Here is a 20732-nt window from a genome sequence, read left to right as displayed (position 1 = left end):
ATCCTCTCTCAATAGATCACGACGGAACGAATGGACTCGCCCTTCTTCATCAGGTCGAAGCCTTCGTTAATACGTTCAAGCGGCAAATGGTGCGTAATCAGATCGTCGATATTGATCTTGCCTTCCATGTACCAATCGACGATCTTCGGCACATCCGTGCGTCCACGCGCGCCGCCGAATGCCGAGCCCTTCCACTCGCGCCCGGTCACGAGCTGGAACGGCCGCGTGCTGATCTCCTGCCCCGCCGCCGCCACGCCGATGATGAACGACTGTCCCCAGCCCTTGTGCGTGCATTCGAGCGCCTGACGCATCAGCTTCACATTGCCCACGCATTCGAAGGAATAGTCCGCGCCACCATCGGTGAGTTGCACGATATGGTCGACCACGTTCTCCACTTCGTTCGGGTTGATGAAGTGGGTCATGCCGAACTTCTTCGCAAGCTCCACGCGCCCCGGATTGATATCGACACCGATAATCTTGTCCGCGCCCACCATCTTCGCGCCCTGGATCACGTTCAGGCCGATGCCGCCCAGCCCGAACACGACGACGTTCGCGCCCGCTTCGACCTTCGCCGAATACACGACCGCGCCCACGCCCGTCGTCACGCCGCAGCCGATGTAGCAAATCTTGTCGAAAGGCGCGTCCTCACGCACCTTTGCGACGGCGATCTCCGGCACCACGATGTAGTTCGAAAACGTCGACGTGCCCATGTAGTGAAAGAGCGGCTTGCCGTCGATGGAAAAGCGCGAGGTCGCATCGGGCATCAAGCCCTTGCCCTGCGTCGCGCGAATTGCCTGACAGAGATTGGTCTTGCGCGAGAGGCAGAATTTGCACTGACGGCATTCCGGCGTATAGAGCGGAATGACGTGGTCGCCCTTCTTCAGCGTGCCGACGCCCGGCCCGACATCCACGATCACGCCTGCGCCTTCGTGGCCGAGAATCGCGGGGAACAGGCCCTCGGGGTCGGCGCCCGAGAGCGTGTAGTAGTCGGTGTGGCAAATGCCCGTCGCTTTCACTTCGATCAGCACTTCGCCCGCGCGCGGGCCTTCGAGATCGACTTCCTCGATGGTGAGCGGCTTGCCTGCTTCCCATGCGATTGCTGCTTTGGTCTTCATCGTTCAAGGCTCCTGATGTGGTTTGATAGGAATTAGCGGATCACGTTCAGCGCTTCGTAGCATGCGCCCATCGTGTGATAGTCGGTCTTGCCGGCGGGGCTTTTCTCGTCGTTGTACTGGCGGTTATCGCGCGTGAGGATGCGATACCACGCGCCGTACTTGTGATCGACGAAATGTGCCCAGCTATAGGTCCACAAACGGTCGTAATCGTTCCAGTAGCGCGTCGCGGCGGCGCTGTCGCCATCACGTTCGGCGCGATCCGCGAGCAAGGCCGCGGCCGCGAACGATTCCGCCTGCACCCAGAAGTACTTGTCCTCGTCGTAGAACTTGCCGTCGGGATCGAAGCCGTAGACCATGCCGCCGTGCTCGTCGTCCCATGACAGTTCCATCGCGCGATCGAAAAGCTCACGCGCACGCGCGACATGCCACGCTTCCGGACGATGCCGGTCGAGAATCATCAGCAGCTTCGCCCATTCGGTCTGATGTCCCGGCTGAAAACCCCAAGGCCTGAAGATGTTGCTGCGATCGCCCTTGTTGTAATCCCAGTCGACAGACCAGTCCGGCTTGTAGTGCTCCCACACGAGCCCGCCCGCAAGCGCTGCCTGACGGTTCACCATGTTGTCGGCGAGGAGCGCCGCGCGGTCGAGATAGCGCGCTTCGCCGGTCGCCTCGAAGGCGGCGAGAAACGCTTCGCACGTGTGCATGTTGGCGTTCTGGCCGCGATAGTCCGACACCTTCCAGTCGGCGCTCGCTTCGTCCTTGTACAAGCCGTGGGCGGCGTCCCAAAAGTGCGTCTCCATTAGTTGCCAGGTTTCGTCGAGATAGGCGCGTGCTTCGTCGAAACCCGCTTCGATCGCCTTCGCATACGCAAGCACGACGAACGCAAGGCCATAACAATGATTCGTCGCATCGGTGACGTCGCGGCCGGAGAGCGTCCACGCGTAGCCGCCCGTTTGCGGGTTGTAGTGAAACTCGCGCAGATAGTCGATGCCGTGCTTCACGCCGCCGCGATATTCGTCGAGGCCGAAGTGCTTGTGCGCCATCGCGTAGTTGAAGACGAAGCGCGTGCTCGACACGAGATGCCGCGACTTGCGGTCGTAGATCGTGCCGTTGTTCTTGTAGTAGTGATAGAACCCGCCGTTCGGATCGAGACAGTGCGGGTGATAGAAGATCATCGTGTGCAGCGCGTGATCGAGCAGGAATTCGCGCGAGCGGAAAGCGGGTTGCGACGGTGCGGATGCGGACATGGCTGATTTCGATGTGGTCAGGGGCAGCTCATATGAAGCGGTTCTTCATGAACCGGACGGCGCGAACTTCGGTCGAGCGCAAAGTTTAAGCGGTAAAAGAAAAACGCGGCGCGGGGTCGGCGTGGGTTCGCTCTAGACATGGCACTTTGCGTAGCCGATGCCCCGAGCGCCCACGCTCAAAACCAGTCATGCGCGCGCTGGTACAGATCGATGAAGCGCGCATACCGCGTATCGAGTGCGGGGTTCGTTTGCGGAATCGCGACCCGTGTCGCGGATGGCGCGAGCGCGTGAATCTCGTCGATACGAAAGTGCCCCGCCGCGATGCCGCCGAGCATCGCCGCACCGCGCGTTGCCGCGTTCGGGCAATCGACGGCGTGGAGTTCGGCTTGCAGGGAATCCGCGAGCAATTGACGCCAGCGTGCATCGATGGAACCGCCGCCCGCAAGCCGCAACGAAGTCAGCGGCGTGCCGTGCTGTCTGATGGCATCGAGTCCCGCACGCAATGCGAACGTCACGCCTTCGAAGGCGGCGCGCATCAACGTGCCGCGCGAATCGTTGAGACCGAGGCCGAGCCAGCCGCCGCGCGCTGCCGGGTTCATCCACGGCGAGCGCTCGCCGCTCAGGTACGGCAGGAACGTGACGGAGGCGCTCGGGTCGGCGGCGAAAGCGTCGTCGTAAGCGGCCGGCCACGATGCATAACCAAGCCAGCCGCGCACCGCTTCGAGCGCGACGCCCACGTTTTGCATGGCCGCCATGCGATACCACGCGCCGCTCGCCGCGCGATACGTATGCAGTCCGTGCACGGGTGCGGGCGCGGCGTCGCACATCACGATGATCTGACCGCCGGTGCCCGTGGTGAGAAGCGCGTCGCCGTCGGCGGTGAGGCCGCTGCCGAGCGCGGCGCATGGCGTATCGCCCGCGCCGACGGCGAGCGGAATGCCCGCGCGCAAGCCCAGTTCCGCCGCCGCTGCCGCCGACAACGTGCCCGCCGTTGCATGCGATGCCGCCAGCGGTGCGAACCACGCGCGCTGCAAACCCAGCTTGTCGATGAGCGCATCGTCCCATTCGCCCGATGGCGCGGCGAGCGCCGTGGCGCATGCATCCGATGCATCCGTCACGAACGCGCCGCCCAGACGCGCGCGCAGCCAGTCCTTCGGCTGCAATGCCCAGCGCATCTGCGTGACAAGCGTGCTTTCATGCGCGACGAGCCAGCGCAACAGCGGACCGGCCATGCCCGGCGCGACGGGGTTTTGCTGCGGCTCGGGCCACGCATCGAGCAGATGGCTCGCGCGCGTGTCCGGCCAGAGCATCGCGGGGCGCAACGCGCGGCCGTTGGCATCGGCGGGAACGACGCCATGCATCTGACCGGAAAAGCCGATCGCGCGCACCGCCTGACGTTCGTCGACGGGAAGATGCGCGGCGGCATCGGCGAGCGCGGCGTACCAGGTATCGACGGAAGTTTCGGCCCAGCCGGGATGCGCGCTCGTGACCGAATAAGCACGGCTCGTCATGGCGACCTCGTGGCCGCGTTCATCGATGATGGCCAGTTTCAGCGAACCCGTACCGAGATCGATGCCTAAGAAACGCATGGGATTTCGTGCTTCGGAAGGAGTAAGGGAAAACGCGTAAATCGCGGGTTAACCCCGCCAATACGCGACGAGCATGAAAAACGGACTATACGCGCGCCGCCATGAACATCATAACGAGCACACGAAGATGGCAGCCTTTCGTCACACGACGGTTCTGCTTCGATAACCGCCAAACCCCTTGTAGCAAGGACTTCCGCGAAACGCAAATGATCCGGGCGCGCTAAATATATATCGGCGTGCGAACGCGGCGTATAGCGTCCCATGGTCTTGTTCGCGCATTTTGATGCACTTACCGTGGAGGCCACACAAATGCCAAGGCATACAAGGAGAGAGACATGGCTTCGAACAAGGTGCATCCGGTGGACGAGCGTTTGCCGACAGGACAGTTACTGACACTTGGCATCCAGCACGTTCTCGTGATGTACGCGGGCGCGGTTGCGGTGCCGCTGATTCTCGGCGCCGCGATGAATCTGTCCAAGGATCAGATCGCGTTCCTCATCAGCGCCGATCTCTTTTCATGCGGCGTCGCCACGCTGATCCAGACGCTCGGTCTCTGGATCTTTGGCATCCGCTTGCCGGTCATCATGGGTTGTACTTTCGCCGCAGTCGGCCCGATGGTCGCCATCGGCACCAATCCTTCGCTCGGCATTCTCGATGTGTTCGGCTCGACCATCGCGGCCGGCGTGATCGGCATCGTGCTCGCGCCGATGATCGGCAAGCTCCTGCGTTTCTTCCCGCCAGTCGTGGTCGGCACGGTGATCGCGGTGATCGGCTTGTCGCTGATGGGCGTGGGCATCAACTGGGCGGCGGGCGGTGTGGGCAATCCCGACTACGGCAATCCCGTTTATCTGCTGCTGTCGCTCGTCGTGCTTTCGCTGATTCTGCTCATCAACAAGTTCGCGCGCGGCTTCATCGCCAATATTTCGGTGCTGCTCGGCATTGTCGCGGGCTTCGTGATCGCCGCCATGCTCGGCCGCGTCAACATGGACGGCGTCGCGCACGCCCCGTGGGTCGGCGTCGTGCTGCCGTTCCACTTCGGCTTGCCGCACTTCGACGCGCTGTCGGTGGCGACCATGGTCATTGTCATGTTCGTGACCTTCATCGAGTCGACCGGCATGTTTCTCGCGGTCGGCGATCTCGTCGATCGTCCGGTGGATCAGAAAGCGCTCGTGCGCGGCCTGCGTGTCGATGGCCTCGGCACGCTGATCGGCGGCGTCTTCAACTCGTTCCCGCATACGTCGTTCTCGCAAAACGTCGGGCTGATCGGCGTGACGGGCGTGAAGAGCCGCTTCGTCTGCGCGACCGGCGGCGTGATTCTCGTCGTGCTCGGCCTCTTTCCGAAGATGGCGCAAGTGGTCGCTTCGGTGCCGCCGTTCGTGCTTGGCGGCGCGGGCATCGTGATGTTCGGCATGGTCGCGGCGAACGGCATCAAGACGCTGTCGCGCGTGGACTTCTCGACGAACCATCACAACCTGTTCATCGTCGCGGTGAGCGTGGGTATGGGCATGGTGCCGGTGGTCGCACCGAAGTTCTTCACGCAACTGCCGCATGCGCTGGAGCCGATTCTTCACAGCGGCATCTTGCTGGCTTCGGTGTCGGCGGTGATTCTGAATATCGTGTTCAACGGCGTGCGCAAGGAGCGCGATGCGCGCCGCGAGATTCGCGAGGCCGCACACGAGTTCGACGGCGCGGCTCATGCGCGTGAAGCGCAGTAAGAGCAGATTCCTGTAGTGCTTGCGTTGAGCGCCGCGGTGTAAGCCGCGGCGCTTTTTTTACGTCGCGCAAGAACAGCAGGCGCTGTTTCGCACGATCTCAACCCGCCGATGCCGCAACCGGCGCATCTGCCTCGCGCGGCATGTCTCCCGTATGCTCGATCCATCCGCCGCCGAGCGCCTGATACAAGCTCACTAGTTTAGACAAACGCTCAGTGCGCGCCGTGATCAGCATCTGCTGTGTCGAATACAGATCCTGCTGCGCTTCGAGCACGCCGAGATAGCTATCGACGCCCTGCTTGTAGCGCAATGTCGAAAGATCGAGACGCCGCTGCTGTGCGCTCACTTCGCGCGTGAGCGCCGCGATTTGCTGATCGTAAGTGCCGCGGGCCGCGAGCCCATCGGCGACTTCGCGGAAGGCCGACTGAATGGCCCTCTCGTACTGCGCAATCTCGATCTTCTTCTGCACGTTCGCCAGATCGAGATTGGCCATGTTCTGACCGCCTTCGAAGATCGGCAGCGTGATGGTCGGCGCGAAACTCCATGCTGCCGAACCCGGCTTGAACAACCCGCCGAGCGACGGACTCAGCGTGCCGAAACTGCCGGTGAGCGAAATGCTCGGGAAGAACGCCGCGCGCGCCGCGCCGATGTTCGCGTTCGCCGCCAATAAATTCTGCTCGGCCTCCATGATGTCCGGACGGCGCGTCAGCAGATCCGACGGCACACCCGCCGGAATATCGGTCAACAGGTGCTGATCGTCGAGCGGCATGCCGCCCGCCATCTCGGCGGGCATCGGCTCGCCGAGCAACAGCACGAGCGCATTGACGGCTTGCGCGCGTGCGCGCTCCTGCGCCTGGAAATTGGCCGCCGCGCTTTCGACCACGGTCTGCGACTGACTCAGTTCCAGTTCCGATGCCGTACCGTTATCGAACTTGAGCTTGTTGATACCGTATGAATCGCGCGCGGTCTTGAGCGTCTGTTGCGTGACTTGAAGCAGGTCGTCAGCCTCCAGCACTTGCAGATACTGTGTCGCCACCTGGGACACGAGCGATAACTCCGCTGCCTTGCGTGCGTACGCCGTTGCAAGATACTTCGCGAGCGCCTGATTCCTGAGACTCTGCACGCGGCCGAACAGATCGATCTCCCATGCGCCGTTCAACCCGACCGAATACTGATTCGAGATCGTCTGATCGAGAAACGACAGATCTTTCGGCGTGCGCTGCTTCGACTGGCCCGCTTGCGCGCCGATAGTCGGAAACAGTTTCGAACGCACGACACGGTACTGCGCTTGCGCCGCCTGCACGTTGAGCACGGCGACGCGCAGATCGCGATTGTTCTTCAATGCGATATCGATAAGCTGCTGCAAACGCGCATCGACGAAGAAATTGCGCCAGCCAGTGTCGGCCGCGGACACGCCGTTTGCATTGTGCGCCCCCGGCGGTTGCGTCTCGTACACACCGCCTGTCGGAAAGCTCGCTGCGACTGGCGGCAAGGGGCGCTCGTATTTCGGCGCCATCGTACAGCCGGTCGCGATCACGGACACGGCTGCTGCAATCAAAGAAAATCTACGCATCTCAATGTCCCTGCTTGCCCGTGCCGTTGCCGTTGCTGTTGCTGTTGCCCTTTCCCTCGCCGTGCGAGGCATTGGCACGTTGCCGTTCGTAATGCGCGATCGCGGCGTCCGCGTCTTCCTTGTCGCCGCCGAAGCGCGCGCGCACGACGACGAAGAACATCGGGACCATGAAGATGGCGAGGAACGTCGCGGTCACCATGCCGCCGATCACACCGGTGCCAATGGCGTGCTGACTCGCCGAGCCCGCGCCATTGCTGATTGCGAGCGGCAAGGTACCGAGAATGAAGGCGAGCGAGGTCATCAGGATGGGACGCAGACGCAGACGCGCGGCTTCGAGCGCGGCCTCGATCGGTCCGATCTTTTCGGAGATCTGCAAGTCGCGCGCGAACTCGACGATCAGAATGGCGTTCTTCGCCGACAGGCCCACCGTGGTCAGAAGACCGACCTGGAAGTACACGTCGTTTTCGAGTCCACGCAAGGTGACGGCAAGCAACGCGCCGACCACGCCGAGCGGCACGACCATGATCACGGAGAACGGGATCGACCAGCTTTCATAGAGCGCCGCGAGACACAGGAACACCACGAGGATCGAAATGCCGTACAGAACCGGCGCCTGCGAACCGGATTGAATCTGCTGGAACGACAAACCCGTCCATTCGTAGCCAATGCCTGCCGGCAACTTCGCGGCGATGGCTTCGATGGCCTGCATGGCTTGGCCCGTGGAGCGGCCCGGCGCGGCCATGCCCTGAATTTCGACTGACGAATTGCCGTTGTAGCGTTCGAGCTTTGGCGAGCCGAAACTCCATCGGCCGGTCGCGAACGACGAAAACGGCACCATCGAACCGGCGTTGTTGCGCACGTACCAGCTATTGATGTTGTCGGGCGACATGCGGAACGGCGCGTCGCCTTGCAGATACACCTTCTTGATCCGGCTGTCGACATCAAGGAAGTTGTTGACGAACGAAGACGCCCAGGCGATCGAAAACGTCTGGTCGATATCGGAAGCCGACACGCCTTGCGCAAGCGCCTTCTCGCGGTCGATGTCGACCTTGAACTGCGGCGTGTCGTTCAAGCCGTTCGGGCGCACCTGCGCAAGCGACGGATCTTTCGCGGCCAGACCGAGCAGCATGCCGCGCGCTTCCATCAGCTTTTCGTGGCCCACGCCGCCGCGATCCTCCAGCTCGAAGTCGAAGCCCGACGCGGTGCCGAGTTCGGGAATCGACGGCGGATTCACCGGAAACACGAGCGCATTGCGATAGCCCGCAAACTGTCCGAAAGTTCGGCCGACGAGCGCCTGCACTTTTTCGTCCGCGCTCTGGCGCTTGGCGAAGTCCTTCATGCGCACGAACACGAGGCCGGAGTTCTGGCCACGGCCCGCGAAGCTGTAGCCGTTGACCGTGAAGACGGACTCGACGATCCCGCTTTCCTTCTTCAAAAGATAATTGGCCACGTCGTTCAGCGCGCGCTGGGTCATTTCCTGCGTGGAACCGGCGGGCGTGGACACGAGCACGAACATCGTGCCCTGATCTTCGTCGGGCAGGAACGCTTTCGGCAGCTTGGTGAACAGGAGGCCAACCACCGCGATGACCGCGAGGTATAACACGAGGAAGCGCCCCGAGCGCCGAATCACACGCGCAACGCCGACCTGATACTTGTCGCGGCCCTTGTTAAAGGTCCGATTGAACCAGCCGAAGAAACCCGTGGTCTTTTCCTCGTGACCTTGCGGCAAGGGCTTCAGGATGGTCGCGCACAAGGCCGGCGTGAGGATCATCGCGGTCAGCACGGAGAGCACCATTGCCGAGACGATGGTCAGCGAGAACTGGCGATAGATCGCCCCGACCGAGCCGCCCGAGAACGCCACCGGCACGAACACCGCCGACAGCACGAGCGCCACGCCCACCAGCGCGCCGGTGATCTGGCCCATGGCCTTGCGCGTGGCTTCCTTCGGCGAAAGCCCTTCCTCGCTCATCACGCGCTCGACGTTCTCGACGACCACGATCGCGTCGTCCACCAGCAAGCCGATGGCGAGCACGATGCCGAACATCGACAGCGTGTTGATGGAAAAACCCACCGCCGCCATCACGCCGAAAGTGCCGAGCAGCACCACCGGCACCGCGATGGTCGGAATGAGCGTGGCGCGGATGTTCTGCAAGAACAGATACATCACGAGGAACACCAGCACGATGGCCTCGATGAGCGTCTTCACCACGTCGGAGATCGACTGGCGCACGAACGGCGTCGTGTCGTACGGATACTTTACGACGAGACCGGGCGGGAAGTACTTCGACAGCTCCTGTACCTTCGCGCGCACCGCGTCCGCCGTCGCCAGCGCGTTCGCGCCCGTCGCCAGATTGATACCGAAGCCCGCCGCCGGAGAACCGTTGTACTGCGTCTCGAAGTTGTAGTTCTCGCCGCCGAGACCCACCTTCGCCACGTCCTTCACCCGCACCTGCGAGCCGTCCTGATTCACTTTCAGAAGCACGTTGCCGAACTGGTCGGGCGTGCGCAGCAAGGTGGCTTCGGTGATCGTGGCCTGCATCGATTGGCCGGGCACCGCGGGCGTGCCGCCTAGCTGGCCGCCCGAGACTTGCACGTTCTGCGCCTTGAGCGCGTTCTGCACGTCGACCGGTGTGAGCTGGAAGTTGCTGAGTTTGTTTGGATCTAGCCAGACGCGCATGGCGTACTGCGTGCCGAACAGGCTCACCGTGCCCACGCCGTTGACTCGGCTGATGGGGTCCTGCAAATGCGACGCGACGTAGTTGGAGAGATCGTTGCGGCTCATGCTGCCGTCTTCGGAGACGAACGCGAGCACGAGCAGGAAGCTGTTGCTCGACTTCGAAACCGACAACCCGAGTTGCTGCACGATCTGCGGCAAGTTCGGTGTCGCCAGTTGCAGCTTGTTTTGCACCTGCACCTGCGCGATGTCGGGGTTGGTGCCCGCCGCGAAGGTCAGCGTGATGGTGGCCGTGCCGAAGTCATCGGAGGTGGACGAAATGTAGAGCAGATGGTCGAGCCCGTTCATCTGCTGCTCGACCACCTGCGTGACTGTGTTCTCGACCGTCTGCGCCGATGCACCGGGATACGTCGCCGTAATCTGGATGCTGGGTGGCGCGACCGTCGGATATTGCGCGACCGGCAGCGTCGAGATCGACGCGAGGCCCGCGAGCATCAGGATGATGGCAAGCACCCACGCGAAAATCGGGCGATCGATAAAAAACTTGGCCATGTGGCGTACCCTCCGTCCCTACGCGCCAGCAACGGCTGAAGCAGCCTTCGCGGGAGCGGCGGCCTGATTGTCGGAAGAAGGCTGCGTGGAAGGCCCGGGCGACTGAACCGTCACCGCTTTCACCGGCATGCCGGGACGCACCTTCTCGATACCCTCGACGATCACCCGGTCGCCCGCCTTCACGCCGCTGTCGACGACCCAGTTCTGCCCGACCATGCCGGAGGTCACGAGCTCGCGTAGCGCGACCTTGCCGTCGGTATCGACGATCAGTGCGATCGGCGTGCCCTTCTGGTCATGCGTGACGCCCGTGACAGGCACGACCAGCGCCTGCGGATTCACGCCCTCTTCGATACGCGCTCGCACGAACATGCCGGGCAACAACACGCGATCCTTGTTCTCGAACACGGCGCGCACGGTTACCGAGCCGGTGGACGGGTCCACGGTTACATCGGAAAACTGCAGGCGGCCTTGTTCGGGATAGACGCGGCCGTCTTCGAGAATCAGCGAAACCTTCGCGGCGTTCGGACCCGACGCGGTAAGACGCCCTTCCTGAATCTGGCGGCGCAGCTTGAGCCCGTCGAGGCTGGATTGCGTGAGATCGACATACACCTGGTCGAGCTGCTGCACGGTTGCCATGAGCGTGGCCTGCGCCGCTTGCACGTAGGCGCCCGGCGTGACCTGCGAGATGCCGATCTGGCCGGTCACGGGCGAGGTGACATCGGTATAGCCGAGGTCGATTCGCGCGGTCTGCACGGAGGCGCGAGCCTGTGCCACGTCGGCGGCGGCCTGACCGGCCGACGCGACAGCGTTGTCATAGTCCTGCTTGCTCACCGCGTTCGCGGCGACCAATACCTTGTAGCGCTCGGCTTGCGCATTGGTCGATGCGAGATTCGCCTCGGCCTTCGCAAGCGACGCTTTCGCGCTGTCCAGCTTGGCGATGTACGGCGCCGGGTCGATCTTGTAGAGCCGCTGACCGGCCTTGACGAGACTGCCTTCGGTGAATTCACGGCGCAGCACGATGCCATCGACGCGCGCACGCACTTGTGCATCGATGAAAGCGCTGGTGCGGCCCGGCAGTTCGCTCGTGACGGGCACCGCGACCGGCGCAAGCATGACGACGCCGACTTCGGGCGCATGCGCCGGCATGTCCGGATGTTTTTCACCGCATGCGGCCGCTAGCGTGACGACCGACAAAGCGCAGATGAGGCGGTATGGAATCCGTTCGAAACGCATGGAGCGACGACCTCTGTGGTTACCGGGATAAATAGATGAATAGATACGCACGTCCTCGGTCGAGAACGGACGGAAAGAACGTCGATGCCAATCGTCTTTTCGGGATACCTAATCTTCCCCATTGCATGAAGCCTGTGACCAGGAAGCGCTTCGTCGATTGCAGCTGATTCACAGCAATCGCAACTGATTTGCGCGTCGATTAATGCCGATACGCACGCAGTTGCACAGGAAAGCTGACATGCCTTCAGCACGCAGGCACGTTGGAGGATGCCGATTATAGTTAGCGCGTCGCTCAGTAACGCTAAACAAAGGTAATAATTTGCTGAAATTTGGCACGACCTGTCATCGCGCGACGCGTTTTCCCGGTACATTCAGTGTCACGCCGCGACGTGGACCATGGACGAAAAAAAACCCGACACGAGGTCGGGCTCTTCACTGCATCATCCCACTATCAACCATCACGGACAGCTTGCGAAAGTGACTACCGAGCGCAACTTGCGAACCTCAACTCGCCGCATCGGATGCCGCCTTCGGCGGAGTAGCCGAGCCGAAATCCGTGGGAGTATCGGCCGGACGCGGGGCATCGCCGGAATGCTCGATCCATCCGCCGCCGAGATACTGATACAGATCGACGAGGTTGGTCAGGCGGTTCAAACGCGCGCTGATGAGCGTCTGCTGCGCGTCATACAACGAGGTCTGCGCGGTCAGAACAGCGAGATAGCTGTCCACGCCATTGCGATAGCGCAGGTCCGACAACTCCAGCCGCCGGCTCTGCGAACTCACGAAGCGTTGCAGGGAGCGAATCTGCTCGTCGTACGTGCCGCGCGCGGCGAGACCGTCGGCCACTTCGCGGAACGCCGTCTGAATGGCCTTCTCGTAGTTGGCAATCTCGATGCGCTTCTGCACGTTCGCCAGATCCAGATTGGCGACGTTCGTGCCGCCCTCGAAGATTGGCACGCTGATCTGCGGTGCGAACGACCACGCCGCCGAACCCGGCTTGAACAATCCGCCAAGCGTGGGCGAGAGCGTACCGAAACTGCCCGTCAACGAAATGCGCGGAAAGAACGCGGCCCGCGCCGCGCCGATGTTCGCATTGGCCGCAAGCAAGCTCTGCTCGGCCGCCGCGATATCGGGACGGCGCGTGAGGAGGTCGGAAGGCAGACCCGCCGGAATGTCGGCGAGCAAGTCCTGCGCATCCAGCGGCATGCCGCCCGGCAGATCGTCCGGCAACGGTTCGCCCACGAGAAGCACGAGACCGTTTTCCGCTTGCGCACGCAGACGCGCCTGCGACTGCAGATTCGCCTGCGCCTGTTGCACCACGCCCTCGGCCTGACGCAGATCGAGTTCCGAACCCGTACCGTTGTCGAACTGCAGCTTGGTGATGCGATACGACTCCTGCGCCGTCTTCAGCGTGTTCTGCGTGACGGTGAGCAGATCGTCGTAGGCGAGCATGGTCAGATACTGGTCCGCCACCGAAGACACCAGCGAGATTTCCGCCGCCTTGCGCGTTTCCGCGAGCGAGAAATACTGCGCGAGCGCCTGATCCTTCAGGCTGCGAATCCGTCCGAAGAAGTCGATTTCCCACGACGCATTCACGCCCACCGAATACGTGTTCGAGATGGTCTGATCGAAGAACGACAGGTTGCGCGGCGTGCGCTGCTTGCTTTGCGAGCCAACCGCATCGAGCGTCGGGAAAAGGCCCGCGCGCGTGATCTGATACTGCGCGCGCGCCGCATCGACGTTGAGCATCGACACGCGCAGATCGCGATTGTTCTTGAGCGCGAGTTCGACAATACGCTGCAGACGCGCATCGGCGAAGAAATCGCGCCAGCCGATATCCGGCGCGGTCTGCCCGCTCGCGCTGCGGCTCTTGTCTGCCGCGCGTTCGGCAGTCGGCTGCGTGGCGTACACGCCGCCTTCCGGGAACGTCTGCGTGACGGGCGCGGCCGGCCGGTCGTACTTCGGCTCGAAGGTGCAGCCCGTGGCCACGAAAGCCACGGCGGCTGCGATCAACGAAAGTTTTAGCATTTCAATGTCCTTCCTTGCCAGAGCCCGCGGGCGCGCCGCCATGCGGACCTTCGATATCGCCGCCGGACGAACCCGGTGCCGGCATGTCCTTTCTCTTGCTGAACTTGCTGATCACGACGAAGAACATCGGGATCATGAAGATCGCAAGGAAGGTCGCGGTCAGCATCCCGCCGATCACGCCGGTGCCGATTGCGTGCTGGCTCGCCGAACCCGCGCCGTTACTGATGGCAAGCGGCATCACGCCGAGAATGAACGCGAGCGACGTCATCAGAATCGGACGCAGCCGCAGACGCGCCGCTTCCATCGCGGCTTCCACCGTCGACATGCCCTGCATGCGCAATTCACGCGCAAACTCGACGATCAGAATGGCGTTTTTCGCGGACAAACCCACCGTAGTCAACAGGCCGACCTGGAAGAACACGTCGTTTTCCAGACCGCGCAGCGTCGCCGCGAGCAGCGCGCCGAGCACGCCGAGCGGCACGACCATGATGACCGAGAACGGAATCGACCAGCTTTCGTACAGCGCCGCGAGACACAGGAACACGACGAGAATCGAGATGCCGTACAGAATAGGCGCCTGCGAACCCGACTGACGTTCCTGATACGACAGCCCCGTCCATTCGTAGCCAATACCCGCCGGCAACTTTGCCGCGATGGCTTCGATGGCCGTCATGGCCTGACCGGTCGATTTGCCAGGCGCGGCCGCACCCTGGATTTCCACCGCCGAGATACCGTTGTAGCGCTCGAGCTTCGGCGAACCGTAGATCCAGTCGGTGGTCGCAAAGGCCGAGAACGGCACCATCGTGCCCGAGGTGTTACGCACATACCACTTGCCGATGTCTTCCGGCGACATACGGAAGCGCGGCTCGGACTGCACGTACACCTTCTTGATCCGGTTATCCACGTCGAGGAAGTTGTTCACGTACTGCGACGCCCACGCGATCGAGAAAGTCTGGTCGATATCGGAGATGGAGACGCCGAGCGCATTCGCCTTCTCGCGGTCGATGTTCACCTTGAACTGCGGCGTGTCGTTCAGGCCGTTCGGACGCACCTGCGCGAGCACCGGGTCTTTCGACGCCATGCCGAGCAGCATGTTGCGCGCTTCCATCAGCTTCGCGTGCCCCACGCCGGCGCGATCCTCCAGCTCGAAGTCGAAGCCCGACGCGGTGCCGAGTTCCGGAATCGACGGTGGATTGACCGGGAAGATCATCGCGTTCTTGTAGGGCGCGAAGTGCATGAACATCCGGCCGACCAGCGCCTGCACCTTGTCGTTGCTCGCCTGACGCTGCGCGTAGTCCTTCATCCGCACGAACACGAGACCGGAGTTCTGGCCGCGACCCGCGAACGAAAAGCCGTTCACCGTGAAGACGGATTCGACGATCGCCTTCTCGTCGTTCAGCAGGTAGTTCTGCACGTCGGCGAGCACACCGGCCGTGTATTCCTGCGTCGAGCCGGACGGCGCCTGCACGAGCACGAACATCGTGCCCTGGTCTTCATCGGGAAGGAACGACTTCGGCAGGCGCAGGAACAGCATGCCCACTGCCACGATCACGACCAGATAGATGATGAGCCAGCGCCCCGAGCGCCGGATCACGTGCTGCACGCCCTTGTGGTACTTGTCCTGGCTCTTGTTGAAGTTGCGGTTGAACCAGCCGAAGAAACCCTTCTTCTCGGGCTGATGCCCTTCCGGATGCGGCTTCAGAATGGTCGCGCACAGCGCGGGCGTGAGCACCAGCGCGACCATCACGGACAGCACCATGGCCGCCACGATGGTGAGCGAGAACTGCCGGTAAATGGCGCCGACCGAACCGCCCGAAAACGCCACCGGCACGAACACCGCCGACAGCACGAGCGCCACGCCCACCAGCGCGCCCGTGATCTGGTCCATCGCCTTGCGGGTTGCGTCCCGTGGAGACAAGTGCTCCTCGGACATCACCCGCTCGACGTTTTCCACCACCACGATGGCATCGTCCACCAACAAGCCGATGGCAAGCACGAGGCCGAACATCGACAGCACGTTGATGGAGAACCCGACCGCCGACATGATCGCGAACGTGCCGAGCAACACGACCGGCACGGCGATCGTCGGGATGAGCGTTGCCCGCAAGTTCTGCAGGAACAGATACATCACGAGGAACACCAGCACGATACCTTCGATCAGGGTCTTGACCACTTCCTCGATAGAAAGCCGCACGAACGGCGTGGTGTCGTACGGATACTTCACGACCAGCCCGTTCGGGAAGTACTTCGACAGTTCGTCGACCTTCTGGCGCACGAGCTTCGCGGTGTTGAGCGCGTTCGCGCCCGTTGCGAGCTGGATACCGAAACCGGCCGTCGGCGCACCGTTGTACTTGGTGTCGAAGTTATAGTTTTCGCCACCCAGATCGATACGCGCCACGTCCTTCAGGCGCACCTGCGAGCCATCCTGATTCACCTTCAGCAGAATGTTGCCGAACTGCTCGGGTGTTTGCAGAAGCGTCGCTTGCGTGATGGTCGCCTGCAGCATCTGCCCCGGAACCGCCGGCGTGCCGCCGAGCGAGCCCGCCGCCACCTGCACGTTCTGCGCGGTGATGGCGGTCTGCACGTCGACCGGCGTCAGACTGTAGTTGGTGAGCTTGGTCGCATCGAGCCAGATACGCATGGCGTACTGCGAGCCGAACAGCGTGACCGTACCCACACCATCGATACGCGAAAGCGGGTCCTGAATTTTCGACGCCACGTAATTCGCGAGGTCGTACTTGTTCATGCTTCCGTCCTGCGACACGAACGCAAGCACCAGCAAGAAGCTGCTGCTCGACTTCGTGACCTTCGTACCGAGCTGCTGCACGACCTGCGGCAGCAATGGCGTCGCGAGCTGCAGCTTGTTCTGCACCTGCACCTGCGCGATGTCCGGATTCGTGCCCGCCGCGAACGTCAGCGTGATGGTGGCCGTACCCGAGTCGTCACTGGTCGAGGACAGATACAACAAGTGATCGAGGCCGCTCATCTGCTGCTCGATCACCTGCGTCACCGTGTTTTCGACCGTGCTCGCGGATGCGCCCGGATACGTCGCGCTGATCTGGATGGCAGGCGGCGCGATCGTCGGATACTGCGCAATAGGCAGCGTGAAGATCGACGCCATGCCCGCCAGCATCAAGATAATCGCGATCACCCACGCAAAAATCGGGCGATCGATAAAAAACTTTGCCATGAAACAGGCTCCCTGTTATTACGCGCCCGATGCGGCAGATGCCGGCGCCGCTTGCGCGCCGGATGCGTTGCCCGAAGCTGCGCCCGGCGCGGCTGCGCTCGGGCCCGTGGCGCCGCTCGCGCTGTTGGCGTTGTCGGGTGTCGCGCCCGCGCCGGATGCCGCCGGCGCCTGACCGGCCGCCGCGCCCGAGGCCGGCTGTGCGGGCAGTTGCGCCGCGACCGGCTTCACTTGCATACCGGGCTTCGCCTTTTCCACGCCGTTCACGATCACGCGGTCGCCCGGATTCAGGCCACTGTCGACCACCCAGTTGTTGCCGAACGTGCCACCGGTGACGAGTTGACGCAGTTCGACCTTGTCGTCCTTGTTGACGACGAGCGCGGTCGGCTGGCCCTTCTGGTCATGCGTGATGCCGATTTGCGGCACGACGAGCGCCTTGTCGTTCGTGCCTTCCTCGATACGCGCCCGCACGAACATGCCCGGCAGCAGCACGCGATCCTTGTTGTCGAAGATCGCGCGCACGGTGACCGAACCCGTGCTTTGGTCGACGCTCACATCGGAAAACTGCAGCTTGCCCTGCTCCGGATAGACGCGGCCGTCTTCCAGCACCAGCGACACCTTCGCCGCGTGGATGCCCTGAGTCTGCAAACGCCCGTCCTGAATCTGACGACGCAGCTTGAGGCCGTCGACGCTCGATTGCGTCAGATCGACGTAGATCGGGTCGAGCTGCTGCACGGTGGTGAGCAGCGTCGCCGCGCTCGCCTGTACATACGCGCCCGGCGTGACTTGCGACAGACCCGTGCGGCCGGTGATCGGCGAGACCACGTCGGTGTAGCCGAGGTTGATCTGCGCGGTATCGACGGCGGCCTTGCCCGCGGCGACATCGGCGACGGCCTGGCCTTGCGCGGCCACGGCGTTGTCGTAGTCCTGCTTGCTCACCGCGTTGGCCGCGACCAGCACCTTGTAGCGCCCGGTCAAGGCGTTCTGCGACGCGACATTCGCCTGCGCCTTGGCGAGCGTCGCCTTGGCGTTGTTCAGTGCGGCGATATACGGCGCCGGGTCGATCTTGTACAGACGCTGACCTTGCTTGACTTCCGCGCCTTCGACGAACTCACGGCGCAGGACGATTCCATCCACCCGCGCGCGCACTTGCGCGACCAGGAACGCGTTCGTGCGGCCCGGCAATTCGGCGATGACCGGCACGCTGGTCGGCTGCACGGTGACGATGCCCACTTCGGGCGTTTGCGGCGGAGGTGCTGACTGTTTTTGTCCGCAGGCAGCCAGGAAAACGGCAGCCGTCGCGGCGGTGATTAAGCGGAATGGAACCCGTTCGACGCGCATGGAGCGACCTCTGTCTAAGACTGAGAGTGAAGTTGGGTGCGCGACGGCCTTCCCCGGGCGATGCCGCGCACAAGCGTCGCAAGACGCTGACCAATAACCAAGCAGTGAGACCAGTGAGCGCAACGACCGGCCAGTGGCCGGCTCGCTTGCCTGTATTCCTGCCCGTGCGCGGCGCTGTGCAAGCGCCGCCGATGGCAAAGAGGACGGCCAGAACGGGCAATCGAAATGAAAGCTTGGTCGGATAGTACTCGCCCTCTCCAGCTTGGGCTATCGGTCGACGGGTGGTATTGTATATACATTCACGAATGAATGTAAAAAACTGAGACAGCGATCCGTCGGCAAGGCGTAGCGAAATCGCCTCGACGGAATCGATTACGTTCGACGAACCTTCGACAACCGGCCTTCGCCCGGTCGAACAGCAAGGCAGGAGCAGACGGCCAACGGCCGCAGAATATGGTCAGACGAACCAAGGAAGAAGCACAGGAGACACGCAACCGCATCCTCGACGCGGCGGAGCGCGTCTTTTACGAAAAAGGCGTGTCGCGAACGACGCTCGCGGATATCGCGCACGCCGCGGGCGTCACGCGCGGCGCGATTTACTGGCATTTCGCCAACAAGGGCGACCTTTTCAACGCCATGTTCGACCGAAGTCTTCTTCCGCTCGACGAACTCGTGGAAGCGACGCTTGACGGCAAGGAGCCCGACCCGCTTGCGCGCATCCGCGAAATCTTCATCTGGTGCATGCGCAGCATCACGGCCGATGAACAGCGCCGCCGCGTCTTCGACATTCTGTTTTTGAAGTGCGAATTCGTCGAGGAAATGGGACCGGTGCGCGAGCGCCATCAGAACAACATGCGCGACGGCATGGAGCGTATCGAGCGTGCGCTGCGTAATGCCATCGAAAAGAAGCAACTGCCGGCGGCGCTCGACACGCGACGTGCCACCACGCTGTTGCACGGGCTTTTCACCGGCATCCTGCACGATTCGCTGATGCTGCCTGGAAGCGTCGATCCGGAACACGACTCCGAAGCCGTCATCGATGCCTGCTTCGACGCCTTGCGGTGCAGTCCGGCCTTGCTCAAGAACGCCGGATACCCCGAGCGTTCGATGCCCGCCTCATTGCAGGCCAACGTACTCTGCGAAGAACACAAAGAGTCCGACGCAAACTAGCATCGCGAGCCACGCCCAGGCGGGCAGACCGAACACGCGCGGTGCGCCCGCGCCATCGCGACTACGGCGCACGAGGCCATGCGCGGCCAGACGATGACGCAGCACATTGGTCGCGGCGCCATCGACGGAGGTTCCGCCCATCGCGCGAGCGGTCGCGCCGCCGCGACGCGAGAACGCCGCCGACATCGAACCCGGTCGCAAGAAGAGATGCCGGCGCGGCACGGCTTCCTGTTCCGCACGCGCCGATGGCAAACCGTATTTCGCCCGCACGACTTCGCAGAATTCGGCGAAAAAGTCGTCGGCTGCTTCGTGCAGCGCGTTTTCGATCTGCCGTGGCGGCAATGCGGCGAGCGGCCCCGAAACCGTCGCCCAGACCGTATATTCGATCCACGTGTCCGCGCCACCGTCCTCCGCGTTCACCGCGACGGCTATCTGACCGCGCAACGAACCCACGCCTTCGCCGCGTGCCTTGAAACTGAGCGTGCTGGTGTCGTCGTCGATTTCTTGGCTTTCGTCGGCCTGCGCCAGACGCCTGCGACGAGCAATGTGCGCGCGAATTTCGTAACGCGCGCGCAAGGCGCCGATCGGCATGACGAGCGTCAACACGTATTCGCCGCTTGGCGTGAGCGTAAAGGACTCGCAATTATCGAGACTCGCGCGCAACAGCGTGAGATCGCTCAACGCCGCCTTCACATGCGCCGGATCGAGCGGAACGCGCAACGCTTCGGTGACTTCCATCCGCTTCTCCGGGCAAGGACCGCGTTCTGGCTATTGCGTTTCGGCTCGCGCGCCTCGAGTTCGGCGCTTTTTATTCGACGCCCTGCCTAGGAAGTCACGTCGATACGATCGACGCGCGATGGATAAAACGCGAGGTATCCGCCGATCTGCCGCGCGCTTTCGAGCGGCGCCTCGTAACTCCAGGCGGCGTTTTCGACCGGGCCTTCCTCGGTCATCAGATGGTAGTGCGTGGCCTGCCCCTTGAACGGACAGTCCGATGTATGGATGGAGCGTTGCAGGCGCGCCATGTTGACGTCGGCGCGCGGGAAATAGTGCACGTCGTCGGCGCCCGTTTCGGAAAGCGTCACGGCTTCGTGCGTGTCGGCGTAAGTGACGCCCTGGTGAATCACGCGGCAGCGCCGTCCGTTCGGCGCGATCTCGATCCGATGCGCCGCTTCATGCCCGTCGTTCAGATCCGTGCTCATCGTGGGCCCTCCGGCCTCTGCCGAATTTGCGAGGCGCGTTGGACGCCTCGTCACCAAAAAAAGCCACGAGCGTGCTGCCCGTGGCTTCATTATGAGACAAACTCTGGTC

13 protein-coding genes are annotated in these 20732 nt (G+C 62.7%); 2 read left to right on the top strand and 11 right to left on the bottom strand.

The annotated features are described in order from the left end of the window. Window positions 1-8 precede the first annotated feature (8 nt). The 3 genes from NCT03_RS02590 to NCT03_RS02580 form a co-directional block, all read right to left on the bottom strand. Window positions 9-1115, bottom strand: a complete 1107-nt coding sequence (locus NCT03_RS02590) for an S-(hydroxymethyl)glutathione dehydrogenase/class III alcohol dehydrogenase (RefSeq protein WP_244827166.1) — start codon at window positions 1113-1115, stop codon at window positions 9-11. Between the two features lie 32 nt (window positions 1116-1147). Further along, a complete protein-coding gene (locus tag NCT03_RS02585; RefSeq protein ID WP_250491853.1) occupies window positions 1148-2362 on the bottom strand; it encodes an AGE family epimerase/isomerase in 1215 nt (404 codons plus the stop codon). 176 nt (window positions 2363-2538) lie between these two features. Further along, a complete protein-coding gene (locus NCT03_RS02580) occupies window positions 2539-3951 on the bottom strand; it encodes a xylulokinase (RefSeq protein WP_250491852.1) in 1413 nt (470 codons plus the stop codon). A gap of 335 nt (window positions 3952-4286) precedes the next feature. Here NCT03_RS02580 and NCT03_RS02575 point away from each other — a divergent pair, with 335 nt between their 5' ends. Continuing rightward, entirely contained in the window at window positions 4287-5666 is a 1380-nt protein-coding gene (locus NCT03_RS02575) for a nucleobase:cation symporter-2 family protein (RefSeq protein ID WP_250463355.1), read from the top strand. Between the two features lie 97 nt (window positions 5667-5763). Here the strand turns inward: NCT03_RS02575 and NCT03_RS02570 are convergent, their stop codons facing one another. From NCT03_RS02570 to NCT03_RS02545, 6 genes are all read right to left on the bottom strand, one after another. Continuing rightward, window positions 5764-7236: an efflux transporter outer membrane subunit gene (locus tag NCT03_RS02570; RefSeq protein ID WP_250491851.1), complete on the bottom strand. Its 1473-nt coding sequence runs from the start codon at window positions 7234-7236 to the stop codon at window positions 5764-5766. A 1-nt stretch (window position 7237) separates the two neighbouring features. Then, the gene (locus NCT03_RS02565) at window positions 7238-10462 is read right to left on the bottom strand and encodes an efflux RND transporter permease subunit (protein WP_250491850.1); all 3225 of its coding nucleotides are present in this window, start codon (window positions 10460-10462) and stop codon (window positions 7238-7240) included. A gap of 18 nt (window positions 10463-10480) precedes the next feature. Further along, window positions 10481-11695, bottom strand: a complete 1215-nt coding sequence (locus NCT03_RS02560) for an efflux RND transporter periplasmic adaptor subunit (protein WP_250491849.1) — start codon at window positions 11693-11695, stop codon at window positions 10481-10483. A 504-nt stretch (window positions 11696-12199) separates the two neighbouring features. Beyond that, entirely contained in the window at window positions 12200-13723 is a 1524-nt protein-coding gene (locus tag NCT03_RS02555) for an efflux transporter outer membrane subunit (protein WP_250491848.1), read from the bottom strand. Window position 13724: 1 nt separating this feature from the next. Next, window positions 13725-16913, bottom strand: a complete 3189-nt coding sequence (locus NCT03_RS02550; protein WP_250491847.1) for an efflux RND transporter permease subunit — start codon at window positions 16911-16913, stop codon at window positions 13725-13727. Between the two features lie 18 nt (window positions 16914-16931). Further along, complete coding sequence (locus tag NCT03_RS02545; RefSeq protein WP_244827160.1) at window positions 16932-18251, bottom strand: efflux RND transporter periplasmic adaptor subunit; 1320 nt, start codon at window positions 18249-18251, stop codon at window positions 16932-16934. A gap of 453 nt (window positions 18252-18704) precedes the next feature. Between NCT03_RS02545 and NCT03_RS02540 the strand changes: the two genes are divergently transcribed. Further along, window positions 18705-19421, top strand: a complete 717-nt coding sequence (locus tag NCT03_RS02540; protein WP_244827159.1) for a TetR family transcriptional regulator — start codon at window positions 18705-18707, stop codon at window positions 19419-19421. Here NCT03_RS02540 and NCT03_RS02535 read toward each other — a convergent pair. After that, entirely contained in the window at window positions 19368-20159 is a 792-nt protein-coding gene (locus NCT03_RS02535; protein ID WP_244827158.1) for an SRPBCC family protein, read from the bottom strand. The genes NCT03_RS02540 and NCT03_RS02535 overlap by 54 nt on opposite strands. 86 nt (window positions 20160-20245) lie before the next feature. Then, the gene (locus tag NCT03_RS02530) at window positions 20246-20623 is read right to left on the bottom strand and encodes a DUF427 domain-containing protein (RefSeq protein WP_250491846.1); all 378 of its coding nucleotides are present in this window, start codon (window positions 20621-20623) and stop codon (window positions 20246-20248) included. Window positions 20624-20732 lie beyond the last annotated feature (109 nt).

Origin of the sequence: Caballeronia sp. GAWG1-1, assembly GCF_023631465.1 — a bacterium.
GTDB lineage: Bacteria > Pseudomonadota > Gammaproteobacteria > Burkholderiales > Burkholderiaceae > Caballeronia.
Note: the sequence above shows the minus strand (reverse complement) of the source record. Positions and strands in the feature narration are given on the sequence as shown.